14 protein-coding genes are annotated in these 12,966 nt (G+C 68.3%); 7 read left to right on the top strand and 7 right to left on the bottom strand.

Annotation, left to right across the window (positions count from 1 at the left end; all coding sequences use genetic code 11):
- Positions 1–125 precede the first annotated feature (125 nt).
- From AC0KUR_RS23450 to AC0KUR_RS23420, 7 genes are all read right to left on the bottom strand, one after another.
- Positions 126–917: an aspartate/glutamate racemase family protein gene (locus AC0KUR_RS23450; RefSeq protein WP_034188805.1), complete on the bottom strand. Its 792-nt coding sequence runs from the start codon at positions 915–917 to the stop codon at positions 126–128.
- A 10-nt stretch (positions 918–927) separates the two neighbouring features.
- Positions 928–2,412: an NCS1 family nucleobase:cation symporter-1 gene (locus AC0KUR_RS23445; RefSeq protein WP_069706305.1), complete on the bottom strand. Its 1,485-nt coding sequence runs from the start codon at positions 2,410–2,412 to the stop codon at positions 928–930.
- Positions 2,413–2,561: 149 nt separating this feature from the next.
- On the bottom strand, positions 2,562–3,266 hold the full coding sequence (locus AC0KUR_RS23440; protein ID WP_034188807.1) for a GntR family transcriptional regulator: 705 nt from the start codon (positions 3,264–3,266) through the stop codon (positions 2,562–2,564).
- Between the two features lie 307 nt (positions 3,267–3,573).
- Positions 3,574–4,512 carry a muramoyltetrapeptide carboxypeptidase gene (ldcA, locus tag AC0KUR_RS23435; protein ID WP_034188808.1) on the bottom strand — a complete coding sequence of 313 codons (939 nt, stop codon included), beginning with the start codon at positions 4,510–4,512 and terminating at the stop codon, positions 3,574–3,576.
- 82 nt (positions 4,513–4,594) lie between these two features.
- A complete protein-coding gene (gene tadA / locus AC0KUR_RS23430; protein WP_049034427.1) occupies positions 4,595–5,191 on the bottom strand; it encodes a tRNA adenosine(34) deaminase TadA in 597 nt (198 codons plus the stop codon).
- The gene (locus tag AC0KUR_RS23425) at positions 5,188–5,589 is read right to left on the bottom strand and encodes a DnaJ family domain-containing protein (protein ID WP_473376479.1); all 402 of its coding nucleotides are present in this window, start codon (positions 5,587–5,589) and stop codon (positions 5,188–5,190) included. The genes tadA and AC0KUR_RS23425 overlap by 4 nt, the downstream gene beginning before the upstream one ends.
- A 280-nt stretch (positions 5,590–5,869) precedes the next feature.
- On the bottom strand, positions 5,870–7,087 hold the full coding sequence (locus AC0KUR_RS23420; RefSeq protein WP_473376478.1) for an MFS transporter: 1,218 nt from the start codon (positions 7,085–7,087) through the stop codon (positions 5,870–5,872).
- Positions 7,088–7,376: 289 nt separating this feature from the next.
- Here AC0KUR_RS23420 and AC0KUR_RS23415 point away from each other — a divergent pair, with 289 nt between their 5' ends.
- The 7 genes from AC0KUR_RS23415 (at position 7,377) to AC0KUR_RS23385 (ending at position 12,915) form a co-directional block, all read left to right on the top strand.
- Entirely contained in the window at positions 7,377–8,147 is a 771-nt protein-coding gene (locus AC0KUR_RS23415; RefSeq protein WP_069706309.1) for a GntR family transcriptional regulator, read from the top strand.
- Complete coding sequence (locus AC0KUR_RS23410; protein ID WP_473376477.1) at positions 8,144–9,883, top strand: fumarate reductase/succinate dehydrogenase flavoprotein subunit; 1,740 nt, start codon at positions 8,144–8,146, stop codon at positions 9,881–9,883. The genes AC0KUR_RS23415 and AC0KUR_RS23410 overlap by 4 nt, the downstream gene beginning before the upstream one ends.
- An 11-nt stretch (positions 9,884–9,894) precedes the next feature.
- The gene (locus AC0KUR_RS23405) at positions 9,895–10,140 is read left to right on the top strand and encodes a 4Fe-4S dicluster domain-containing protein (RefSeq protein WP_034188813.1); all 246 of its coding nucleotides are present in this window, start codon (positions 9,895–9,897) and stop codon (positions 10,138–10,140) included.
- 31 nt (positions 10,141–10,171) lie between these two features.
- A complete protein-coding gene (locus AC0KUR_RS23400; RefSeq protein ID WP_473376476.1) occupies positions 10,172–11,167 on the top strand; it encodes a HEAT repeat domain-containing protein in 996 nt (331 codons plus the stop codon).
- Positions 11,164–11,442 (top strand): gamma-butyrobetaine hydroxylase-like domain-containing protein, encoded by a 279-nt coding sequence (locus tag AC0KUR_RS23395; protein ID WP_069706312.1) that lies wholly within the window; start codon positions 11,164–11,166, stop codon positions 11,440–11,442. The genes AC0KUR_RS23400 and AC0KUR_RS23395 overlap by 4 nt, the downstream gene beginning before the upstream one ends.
- Positions 11,443–11,539: 97 nt before the next feature.
- Complete coding sequence (locus AC0KUR_RS23390) at positions 11,540–12,418, top strand: NAD(P)-dependent oxidoreductase (RefSeq protein ID WP_473376475.1); 879 nt, start codon at positions 11,540–11,542, stop codon at positions 12,416–12,418.
- A gap of 8 nt (positions 12,419–12,426) precedes the next feature.
- Positions 12,427–12,915: an NUDIX hydrolase gene (locus tag AC0KUR_RS23385; protein WP_049032643.1), complete on the top strand. Its 489-nt coding sequence runs from the start codon at positions 12,427–12,429 to the stop codon at positions 12,913–12,915.
- Positions 12,916–12,966 lie beyond the last annotated feature (51 nt).

Here is a 12,966-nt window from a genome sequence, read left to right as displayed (position 1 = left end):
GGCTGAAATAATGGGTTCGCATCGACCGCGCGGCGCCGGAAGCCGGCCGCACGAGCCGATGCGATGACGGCCCAGTGTAGCGAAAACGTTCATACGCGCCCATACAGCGACGCAGATAGTGCGTGTCAGACGGTGTGTATATGCGGTTGCGGCAAATTCGGGACCGGCTCCGCCGCCTCCCCGTCCGGCGGGCTGAAGCGGGCGAATGCGCCGTCGTAGCGTTTCGCCAGCGGCCGCGCGTAATCGCCGCGTTTCGCGGTCGCGAGGCGCAGCGCGACGAGCGCCTCGGCCCACTTGACGGCCGCCGTGACGCCTTCGACCACCGGCGCGCCGATCTGCTGCTCGATCTCGTGCGCGAACTCGGCCATCCCCGCGCAGCCGAGCACGATCGCGTCGGCGCCGTCCTCGTCGAGCGCGCGCCGGCATTCGTCGACGATGATCCGGCGCGCGGCCGAGCCCGGCCGGTCGAGTTCGAGCACCGCGACGTCGGTCGCGCGCACGTTGCGGCAGAAGCGCTTCATCCCGTAGCGCTCCGCGAGGTGCCACGCCATCCCGCAGGTGCGCGCGAGCGTCGTGACGACCGAGAAGCCCGGCGCGAGCACGCTCGCCGCATGCATCGCGGCCTCGGCGATGCCGATCACCGGCCCGCGCGCGAGTTCGCGCGCCGCGTACAGGCCCGGGTCGCCGAAGCACGCGATCACGTAGGCGTCACAGCCGTCGCGCTCGCCCTGCGCGATCTCGGCGAGCAGCCCCGGCGTCGCGAGCGCCTCGTCGTAATAACCTTCGATCGACGGCGGCCCCATCGGCGGGCTCACCGCGACGATCTCCGTGCCCGCGGCCGCGACCTCGCGGGCGCAGCGCCCCATCGCATCGGTCATCCGCTGCGTCGTATTCGGATTGATCAGTCGGATCTTCATCGCACGCTCCTCACGCCTTCGTGCTCACGAGCAGCCGGTAGAACACGAAGCCGAGCCCCGCGCCGATGAACCAGGAAAAATTCGCGGCGGCCTGCCAGCCCGGCACCATCACGCAGACGACCGCGATCACGGCCGCCGGCAGCAGCGCGGCGAGCGCGCGGCGGTTCACGCCGCCCGTATACCAGTAGCTGCCACTCTCCGACATCGTGTACAGGTCGTCGCGCACGAGCCGGCCGCGCTTGACGAGATAGAAGTCGGCGATCAGCACGCCGTACAGCGGGCCGATGAACGCGCCGAGCACGTCGAGCGTGTAGTGGATCACGGCCGGGTTGTTGAACAGGTTCCACGGCGTGATGAAGATCGACGCGACGGCCGCGAGCATCCCGCCCGCACGCCAGCTGATCAGCCGCGGCGCGACGTTCGAGAAGTCGAACGCGGGCGACACGAAGTTCGCGACGATGTTGATGCCGATCGTCGCGATCGTGAACGTCAGCGCGCCGAGGATCACCGCGGTCGGATGGTCGATGCGACCGACCGTCTCGACCGGGTCGGTGATCAGTTCGCCGAACACCGGCAAGGTCGCCGCCGTCGTGATCACCGTGACGAGCGAGAACGCGAGGAAGTTGACGGGCAGCCCCCAGAAATTGCCGCGCTTCACGTCGCCGAACGAGCGGCAGTAGCGCGAGAAGTCGCCGAAGTTCAGCATCGGCCCGGAGAAGTACGACACGACCAGCGACACTGCCGTGATCATCACCGGGATCACTTCCGCGCCGTGATACTTGACGCCGCCGAGGTTGATGCCGATGTTGCGCCAGCCCGCGCGCCACACCATGTAGCCGGCGAGGATGAACATCACGACGTAGACCGCCGGGCCGGCGAAGTCGATGAACTTCTTGATCGTCTCCATCCCGTTCCAGAACACGAACGCCTGAAGCACCCACAGCAGCATGAAGCCGGCCCAGCCGACCGCCGACAGCCCGAGGAAGCCGTAGCGATGGACGTCCGCGTACGGCAGCCATTGCGGGAAGAACTTCAGCACGACGATCACGAGCGCGCTCGACGCGAGATAGGTCTGGATGCCGTACCACGCGATCGCGATCAGCCCGCGGATCACCGCCGGCACGTTCGCGCCGAGCACGCCGAAGGTCGCGCGGCACGCGACCGGATACGGCACGCCGATCTGCTGGCTCGGCCGCGCGATCAGGTTGCACAGCGCGTTCACGAGGCCGATGCCGACGATCAGCGCGATCAGCACCTGCCAGCTCGTCAGCCCGAGCGCGAACAGGCTGCCCGCGAACACGTAGCCGCCGACGCTGTGCACGTCCGACATCCAGAACGCGAAGATGTTGTACGCGCCCCACGTCTGATTCTTCAGGGGTGCCAAATCTTCGTTGTACAGACGTTCGCTGTAACCGTCCGGCAGCGTCGGATCGCCGCCCTCGCCGCCTTCTTTCGCCGGAAAGGCGCTCTCGTGCGCCACACTGAACTGAGCCATGACTTCTCCTTGACGCGGCCGGGCGGCCGCTCCACCGTCATCGATATCGCTCCGGATCGTCGCCCGGAGTCGGACCAGCGGCCCGCGGCAAATACCGCGGGCCTGCATTTCGCTCGTTCTGTGGCGCGCGGCCGGGTTCGCGTCGCCGCTCAGGCGCCGCCGAACACTTCGCGCAAATCGACCTGCCCTTGCGCGGGCCGGTCCAGCATCTTCAGTTCGACATGCTGCAGGTGGCGCGCCATCAGCGTCACCGCCTGCTTCGGGTCTCCCGCCTCCAGCGCGGCGAGGATCTCGTCGTGGTCGTCGCACGAGCACGGGCTGCGCCCGTGCGATTCGTACAGCGCCGACATCAGCGTCGAGCGTGCGACGAGCCCTTCGAGGCACGCGCTGAGCGTCGCATTGCCCATCAGCGTGGCGAGCGCCGTGTGGAATTCGCCCGACAGCCGGATCCACGCCGCGAAGTCGTGCCGCTCGAACGCCTTGCGTTCCTTGTCGATCAGCGCGGCGACGCCCTTGAGCCGCTTCGCGCCGGGCCCGGTTGCCAGCCGCTCGACCACCGCCAGCTCGATGATCCGGCGCATCTCGAACACCTCGTGCACGTCCTGCAGCGTCGGGCTCGCGACGAACGCGCCACGGTTCGGCTCGAGATCGACCAGCTTGTCGGTCGCGAGCTGCGCGAGCGCCTGGCGGATCGTCCCGCGCTTCACGCCGAACACGTCGCAGAGCTGCGCCTCCGTCAGCTTCGCGCCGGGCGCGAGCCGGTGCTCGAGGATCGCGGTGCGGATCCGCTCGGCGATCGCTTCGGGACCGGCTGCGCCGGACGGCTGGGAATCGGGCTCGTTCATGATCTGCATCGTGTGATGGTCCTCATCCTAGGGCGGACATAAAGATTGTCAACAATTCTTTTCCGGGATTTCGCACAATCGGCGTGCATCGACGCGACCCGGTTCGGTGCAGGATGCGCTTATTCCATGCAAGACAAGCCTCACATGCCTGTCTGAGGCCTTTCCTGTCGTATACCCGACCGGCCATTTTGTTGACAAAACTGGTGCATACCCGGGCAACAATCGGTCGTGTGTCGATGAAAATTTTCGACCGTTAGTTGCGCATTTACATAAAGAAAAAGGCGGGAAACCCGCCTTTCGATCGATCGCGCCTGCATCAGCCGAGATGCGGGTAGTCCGACAAGGTCAGCCGGAAGCCGTGCGCATTCGCGACCAGTTGCGCCTGCGCGCCGAACGGCAGCGTCAGCAGGTCGGGCACATGGCCGAACTGGAGCCCCGTGACGACCGGGATCCCGATCACCGCTCGGACCTGGTCGATCATGGCCTGCATGTCGTAGCCGTTGTCGTACTCGAACGGCCGCGCGCCGGTGAACTGGCCGAGCACGAGCGCCTGCTGGCGCGCGAGCAGCCCCGACAGGTGCAACTGGTAGATCATCCGCTCGATCCGGAACGGCTGCTCGTTGACGTCCTCGATGAACAGGATGCCGCCTTCGATGTCGGGCATGTACGGCGTGCCGATCAGCGACGTCAGGATCGCGAGGTTGCCGCCCCACAGCGTGCCCGTCACGTTCGCCGCCTGCACCTGCGGCGCCTCGGTGACGATCGTCGTGCCCGGCTGCGTCAGCGTCTGCCAGAAGTGCTGCATCGTGAAGTCGCTCGGCGTTTCCGCGCCGAAGTCGGCGGACAGCATCGGGCCGCCGAACGTCTTGATGCGCGCCTTCGCATACAGCGCGAGCTGGATCGCGGTGAAGTCGCTGTGGCCGACGAGCGCGACCGGCTGGTCGCGCAGCCGGCGCTCGAGCCCGCGGTAGTCGAGCCCGTGCAGGATCCGCGCGGCGCCGTAGCCGCCGCGCACCGCGAGCGCGATGTCCGGCAGCGGCCGCTCGGGATCGGCGAGGCGGTTCAGGTCGCCTGCCCGCTCCCCGTCGGTGCCGCCGAACCGCTGGTAGCGCCGCTGCGTCGCCTCGATGTTCTCGATGCGATGCTGCGCGGTGCTGAGGCGTTCGAGCGCGCGATTGATCGCGTCCGGGTCGTGCGGATAACCGGACGGCGCCAGCAGGCGGATGGTATAGGACGCGGCGGGCTGGAAGGACATGGGGGAAAGGTGTCGGGTCGTCAAACCTGCTTAGAGGGTCCGAACCGTCTCCGGTTCACGGCGTCGTGCCTGACGGGTGGGCTTATGACGCGCCGGGTGCGGCATCGCGGGCGAGCCGCGCCTCGCGCAGCGCGCGACGGCGCTCGGCGAAGAACGACTTCAGCGCGGCGCCGCACTCGTCGGCGAGCACGCCGCCCGTCACTTCGGTATGGTGGTTGAGCTGCGGATTCGCGAACGCGTCGATCACGCTGCCGCACGCGCCCGTCTTCGGATCGGCGGCGCCGTAGACGACCCGCGCGATGCGCGCATGCATGATCGCGCCCGCGCACATCAGGCACGGCTCCAGCGTCACGTACAACTCGCAGCCGGGCATCCGGTAATTCCGCAGATGCTGCGCGGCCATCCGCAGCGCGGCCATTTCCGCATGCGCGGACGGGTCGTGCCCGCCGATCGGATGGTTGAAACCGCGCGCGATCACTTCGTCGCCGCGCACGAGCACCGCGCCGACCGGCACCTCGCCGGCCGCGCGCGCCTCTTCGGCGGCGGCCTGCGCGAGCCGCATGAAATGCAGGTCGCGCGCCGACACGGGCGTGGCTTCGGGAACAGGTGTATCGGTGGCCGGTTCGGCCGCCGGAGCGGTTGCCGACCGGGCTGCGTCGTGCAGCGCGTCGGACGTCACATCGGCCCCATGTCGGCGGGCGCTTCGTCGAGCCCGCGCTCGCACAGGCGCTCCGCGATGCGCCGGCAGTAGTCGCGCGGCATCACCATCGGGCCGCCGCGCAGCGATTCGAGCGCCATGTCGAGCGCGAGAATCTTCGCCTGCAGCCGGCAGCGCGCGGCACGGTCGCTGACCGCCTGCACTTCGTCATGCAGGTTGCGCAGCGCGCGCAATTGTTCGACGGCCGGCGGCACGAAGCCCGCGTTCTTCAGGATACGGTTGGCCACCCGCACCTCCTCGGGCACGAGCAGGTCGTCATCCAGCGCCTGCGGCGCGCCGGTACCCGGCAAATCGTCGAACTCGCCCCGCGCGGCGGCGGCGGCGATACGTTGTTCGACCAGGGCGTCAAGCAATCTCATCAGTCAATCGGAACAATGCGGCAGGCCGAATTCTAGCAGGGTGACGCGGCTATGACAGGCCCTTCGAATATATGCTCGATATTGTGCTTTTTAGGGGCCGAATCGCCACGCATGCACGCCGATCACCGTCAAATGCCGCTCTGCTGCGCCGCAGCGGGCCGAGCGCCGTGCGGGCCGCTCCAGACGCAAACGGCGTCGGGCCCTGTTTTCTATTCGTGACGAGGCGCGCCGGACCGCGCCGGTCCGTCGAAACGGCAGCCGTCCCGTTTCCGCCGCCGCATCAAGCGGCCGCCGTTTCCGGCCGCGTTTTCGCGAACGGGCGAAACATCATCGCGATCAGGAACGCGCCGAGGCCGATCGCGAACGAACCGAGGTACAGCCAGCCGTAACTGCCGAACGTATCGACGATCAGGCCGCCGGCGACCGGGCCCGCGGCCATCCCGAGGCTGCCGGCCATCGCGCAACCGCCGATCACGGTGCCCATCATCCGCAGCGGGAAGTTCTCGCGCGCGAGCACCGCATACAACGGCATCACGCCCGCATAGATGAAGCCGAACAGCGTCGCGACCGCGTAGAACCCGTCGAGCGAGCGCACGAAGTAATAGCCGAGCGCGCCGAGCGCCTGCGCGAGCAGCCCCGCCACCAGCATGCGCTTCGCGCCGAGGCGGTCGCCGAGCATGCCGAACGCGATCCGGCCGCCCATCCCGGCGAGCCCCTCGACGCTGTAGATCGACACCGCGACGATCAGCGGGATGCCGCACGTGACCGCGTAGCTGACCGTGTGGAAGATCGGGCCCGAGTGCGTCGCGCAGCAGAAGAAGTTGGTCAGCAGCAGGATCATGAACTGCGGCGAGCGCAGCGCATCCGCGACCGACATCGCCGCCGGTGCGCCGGCAGCCGAAGGCGCGGCGTGCGCGGAGGCAGGGTCGAGCGCGGGCGGCCGCCGTACCAGCAGCGACACCGGAATCATCACGACGGCCGCCAGCCCGGCGATCAGCAGCATCGACGTGCGCCAGTCGCGCACCGATACGAGCCACGCGGCGAGCGGCGCCATCGTCATCGGCGCCATTCCCATGCCGGCCGACACGAGCGACACCGCGAGGCTGCGGTGCGTGTCGAACCAGCCCGTTACGCACGCCATCATCGGCGCGAATATCGCGGCCGTCGCGCCGCCGACGGCCAGGCCGAAGGTCAGCTGGAACGCGAACAGCGACGGCACGCTGCTCGCCAGCGCGAGGCTCGCCGACAGCAGCACCGCGCCCGCGAGGACGACCGGCCGCGTGCCGATCCGGTCCGACAGGATGCCCCACGCCATGCTCGCGAAGGCCATCGCGATGAAGCCGAGCGTCATCGCCGTGGAAATGCCGGTCATCGACCAGCCCGTGTCGCGCGCAATCGCGCGCAGGAACACCGGCAGGGAAAACATCGCGCCGATCGCGACGCAGCCCATCAGGCCGCCCGCGGCGACGATCACCCAGCGGTAACGGGAATCCGTCATTTGGCGCCTCCTTGTCCGTTTCGGCCATCCTCGGAAACCGGGTACAGGCCGCATGTGCGGCGCCATACCCGGTCGACATGGATACGACGGGCGAATCATCGGGAAATCGACATCCGCGGGTCACGGGCCGGCGATTTTTCATTGTCGGCCAATCCGCGCGGCCGGCAACGAACCGGTCACGCGTTCGCCCCGCTTTGCCGGAATCGGAAATTCGTTATCGGAAATGGTTGGTTTGGCCGCGCGGCCACGCTGACTACACTCGAACCATCTTGTCATAACAAGTTGATCGATGACCGCATCCAACGTCGTGCCGCTATCGGCGGCCCCGCTCTACGTGCAGATCAAGGACATGCTGCGCGCGCGCATTCTCGACGGCACCTATGCGCCGCACAGCCGGATGCCGTCCGAGCACGAGCTGTGCGCGATGTTCGATGTCAGCCGCATCACGGTGCGCCAGGCGCTCGGCGACCTGCAGAAGGAAGGACTGCTGTTCAAGCTGCACGGCAAGGGCACGTTCGTGTCGAAGCCGAAGGCGTTCCAGAACGTGACGTCGCTGCAGGGCTTCGCCGAGGCGATGTCGTCGATGGGCTACGAGATCGTCAACCAGCTGCGCAGCCTGCGCACCGTGAAAGCCGACCGCCATCTCGCGACCAAGCTGAACGTGCCGGAGGGCGCGCCGCTCGTCGAAATCCACCGCGTGCGGCTGCTGAACCGCGAACCGGTGTCGCTCGAACAGACCTGGGTGCCGGAAGCGCTCGGCAAGCGCCTCGCGGGCGCCGACCTCACGACCCGCGACATCTTCCTCGTGCTGGAAAACGACTGCGGCATCCCGCTCGGTCATGCCGACGTGTCGATCGACGCGATCCTCGCCGACGACGAGATCGTCGATGCGCTGCACGTCGAGGACGGCAGCCCCGTGCTGCGCATCGAGCGCCTCACGCACGACGCGTCGGGCGCCCCGATCGACTACGAATACCTCTACTTCCGTGGCGACGCATTCCAGTACCGGCTGCGCATCGACCGGCAAAAACCACGCAAATCTGCAAGGAAACAGCGATGACAACCCAGGTTCACGAATACGACGTCGTCGTGGTCGGCGGCGGCACGGCCGGGCCGATGGCGGCGATCAAGGCGAAGGAGCGCGACCCGTCCCTGCGTGTGCTGCTGCTCGAGAAGGCCCACGTGAAGCGCAGCGGCGCGATCTCGATGGGCATGGACGGCCTGAACAACGCGGTGATCCCCGGTCACGCGACGCCCGAACAGTACACGCGCGAAATCACGATCGCCAACGACGGCATCGTCGACCAGGAAGCCGTGTACGCGTACGCGGCGCACAGCTTCACGACGATCGAGCAGCTCGACCGCTGGGGCGTGAAGTTCGAGAAGGACGGCACCGGCGACTACGCGGTGAGGAAGGTCCATCACATGGGCTCGTACGTGCTGCCGATGCCGGAGGGGCACGACATCAAGAAGGTGCTGTACCGGCAACTGAAGCGCGCGCGCATCGCGATCACGAACCGGATCGTCGCGACGCGCGTGCTGACCGATACGCAGGGCCGCGCAAGCGGCGTGCTCGGTTTCGACTGCCGCACCGCCGAGTTTCACGTGATCCGCGCGAAGGCCGTGATCCTCTGCTGCGGCGCGGCCGGCCGCCTCGGCTTGCCGGCATCGGGTTACCTGATGGGCACCTACGAGAACCCGACCAACGCGGGCGACGGTTACGCAATGGCCTATCACGCGGGCGCCGCGCTCGCGAATCTCGAATGCTTCCAGATCAATCCGCTGATCAAGGACTACAACGGCCCGGCGTGCGCGTACGTGACGGGCCCGCTCGGCGGCTTCACCGCGAACGGCAAGGGCGAGCGCTTCATCGAATGCGACTACTGGAGCGGCCAGATGATGTGGGAGTTCTACCAGGAACTGCAGAGCGGCAACGGCCCGGTGTTCCTGAAGCTCGACCATCTCGCGGAAGAAACGATCCAGACCATCGAGCAGATCCTGCATACGAACGAACGGCCGAGCCGCGGCCGCTTCCACGCGGGGCGCGGCACCGACTACCGCAGCCAGATGGTCGAGATGCACATCTCCGAGATCGGCTTCTGCAGCGGTCACAGCGCATCGGGCGTGTACGTGAACGCGCGCGCGGAGACGACCGTGCCGGGGCTCTACGCGGCCGGCGACATGGCGGCCGTCCCGCACAACTACATGCTCGGCGCGTTCACGTACGGCTGGTTCGCCGGGCAGAACGCGGCCGACGACGTGGCCGGACGCGACCTTGCGCCGGTGGACGACGAACAGGTCGAGGCCGAACGCGCCCGCGTGATGGCCCCGCTTCTGCGCGAACACGGCCTCGCGCCGGCGCAGGTCGAATACAAGCTGCGCCGCATGGTGAACGATTACCTGCAACCGCCGAAGGTGACGCGCAAGATGGAAATCGGGCTGCAACGCCTTGACGGTATTACTGAGGATATCGAACAGATCAAGGCCGATCATCCGCACGAACTGATGCGGGCGGCCGAAGTGCGCGCGATCCGCGACTGCGCGGAAATGGCCGCGCGCGCGTCGCTGTTCCGCACCGAGAGCCGCTGGGGGCTGTACCACCATCGCGTCGACTTCCCGCATCGCGACGACGCCGAATGGTTCTGCCACACGTGGCTGCGCAAGGATGCCGATGGCGCGATGCGCAGCGAGAAGCGGCCGGTCGAACCGTACGTCGTGCCGCTGGCCGACGACGATCGCGGTGCCTACACGAATCTGCGCATCCGCGAACCGGCCGCGCTCGCGACTGCCCTCTAAGGAGCCCTACCGTGCCCCATACCCCGCACGACATCTTCCTGCGCAGCAGCGCACCCGTGACGATCGACGAGGAACGCTGCATCGCCGACAAGGGGTGCACCGTCTGCGTCGACGTGTGCCCGCTCGACCTGCTCGCGATCGACGTGACCAAGGGCAAGGCCTACATGCAGTTCGACGAATGCTGGTACTGCATGCCGTGCGAGCGCGATTGCCCGACCGGCGCAGTCAAGGTCGAGATCCCTTACCTGCTGCGCTGACCGCGTACGTCAACGCCCTTTTTCTTCGCTCATGACCGACTCTCCTTTCGCCGCCCCGCTACCCGGCGCACACGAGCGCGACCCGGCCGCGCTCGTCGCCCGCCTCGCCGCGTCCGACGCATCCGTGCGCCGCGTCGCGCTGTTCGAACTCGCGGATCTCGAGGATCCCGAACGCGTGCCGGCGTTCGTCGCCGCGCTGCGCACCGACCCGTCGGCCGACGTGCGCGGCGAAGCCGCCCGCGTACTCGGTGCGTGGGAACAGCCCGACGTCGTCGAGGCGCTGTGCGGCGCGCTGCTCGATCCGGACGACGACGTGCGCGCCGCCGCCGCCCAGAGCCTGTCCGAACTGAAGGATCCGGCGTCGGGTCCCGTACTGTGCCGCTGGGCCGACCGGCCCGAGCCGTTCGTGCTCCGTGCCGTGCTGCGCGGATTGCGCGAGTTGCGCGACCCCGGTGCGTTCGCACCCGCGCTGCATGCGCTCGAGGCCGAGCCCCCCGCCGTGCGCGCCGAAGCCGTCACGGTGCTCGGCTGGCTCAAGGATCCGCGCGCGCTTTCGCCGCTCGCGCGCATCGCGACGGCCGATACCGATGCGGACGTGCGACGTGCCGCGGTCGGCTCGATCGGCTTCGCGGCAGCCGGCGATGCGGCCGTCATCGATGCGCTGCTCGCCGCGCTGCGCGATCACGCATGGCAAGTACGCGAGGAAGCAGCCACCACGCTCGGCAAGCTGCGCGTGACGCTGGCGCGCGAGCCGCTCGTCGCCGCGCTCGACGACGACTACTGGCAGGTGCGTCTGCGCGCAGCACGCGCACTCGGGCAGTTGCGCGACGCGGCTGCGGCGCCGGCCGTCGTCGCGCTGCTCTCGCATGCGATCAGCAATCTGCGCAAGGAAGCCGCGCTCGCGCTCGGCGAATTGCGCGACCCTGCGACGCTGCCCGCCCTGAACGATGTGCTCGAGGATCGCGACCCGGAAGTCCGCAAGGCCGTACGGATCGCGATCCGGCAAATCGGCGACACGCCCCGATGATCGCGCCAACCGAAATCGCGCTCGACCATCCGGCAGGCGCGCTCATGCTGCGCTGGCCCGACGGCGCAACGCAGCGCATCGGCTATGCGCGATTGCGCTCCGAATGCCCGTGCGCGGCATGCCGACGCATCCGGCGTGACGGCGGTCGCGTCGATGCCCGGCCCGACCTGACGCTCGAAGGCGTGGAGCCGGCCGGCTACGGCGTGCGCTTCATGTTCGGCGACGGCCACGCGCGCGGCATCTATCCGTGGCCCTATCTGGCGGATATCGACTAGCAGCCGCCGCGCGGGTTCGCGGGCGCGATGGCACGCGTGTGGAAACGCTGCGATACTGACGCCCACGAACGTCTCCACCCACCGTGGGAGCAAGGACATGCAAACCGCAGTCGGATTCATCGGCCTCGGCGTGATGGGCACGCCGATGGCGCTCAATCTCGCGCGTGCCGGCACGCCGCTCGTCGCGTGGAGCCGGTCGCGCGGCAGCGACGATGCGCTGCGCGCCGCCGGCGCGCGCATCGCCGAGCACGTCGACGACGTGTTCGCGGCGTGCCGCACCGTGATCCTGATGCTCGCGAACGACGCGGCGATCGACGCCGTCCTCGCGCGCGGCACACCCGGTTTTGCCGCGCGCGTCGGCGGCCACACGATCGTGAACATGGGCACCAACGCACCCGGGTATTCGCGTGCGCTCGCCGATGAAATCGCCGCCGCGTCGGGCCGCTACGTCGAGGCGCCCGTATCGGGGTCGCGCAAGCCGGCCGAAGCGGGCCAGCTCGTCGTGATGCTGGCCGGTGCGCCGGACGACGTCGACGCCGTGCGCGCGCTCGTGAAGCCGCTGTGCCGCGACAGCTTCGTGTGCGGCGACGTGCCGTCGGCGCTGACGATGAAGCTGGCCGTCAACCTGTTCCTGATCACGATGGTCACCGGCCTGACCGAAGCCACGCATTTCGCACAACGTCACGGTATCGATCTCGCACGTTTCGCCGACGTGCTGAACGCCGGCCCGATGGCAAGCGACGTATCGCGCGTGAAACTCGGCAAGCTCGTCGCGGAAGATTTCTCCGTGCAGGCCGCGATCACCGACGTGCTGAAGAACGCGCGCCTCGTCGCCGAATCCGCGCGCGGCACCGGCATCGCGTCGCCGCTGCTCGACGTCTGTCACGCGCTTTACGGCGAGACCGAAAAAGCCGGACATGGATCGGACGACATGGTCGCGGTGATTCGCGCGATCGAACGACGCACCAACGCATAGACACGCCCATGTCCGGAACGCAGCCCTCCGCAATCGGCGCCGCCGCAACCGTGCGCCCCGTTCCCGCCGTGATCGGCATCGTGCTGCGCGAGCGCGACGTGCTGCTCGTGCGCCGCGCGAATCCGCCCGACGCGGGCTGCTGGGGGTTCCCCGGCGGCAAGATCGAACCGGGCGAACCGATCGCGGACGCGGTCGTTCGCGAGATCGCCGAAGAGACGACCGTCGCGGTCGATGCACTCGACGCCTTTACCGCGCTCGATGCGTTCGATTACGATGCGGGCGGCGCCGTGCGCCAGCATTTCATCATGGTCGCGGTGCTGTGCCGATGGCTGCGCGGCACGCCCGCCGCCGGCGACGATGCGCTCGATGCGCGCTGGTTCGCCCTCGACGAGCTCGATCGTGATGACGTGCCGATGAGTGCGGGCGTGCGCGACGTCGCGCGACGGGCGATCGAACGGTCGGCATCCCTGGGCGACGCGCGGCGCTCGCCCGTTTGACGCTTCGCCGTCGTTTCCGCGCTACCGTGCGGACGATGCGCCCGATCCATC

The organism is Burkholderia sp. YHN3-13 (genome assembly GCF_055810675.1).
The sequence above is the reverse complement of the archived record's forward strand: the minus strand, read 5'-3'. Positions and strand labels throughout refer to the sequence as shown.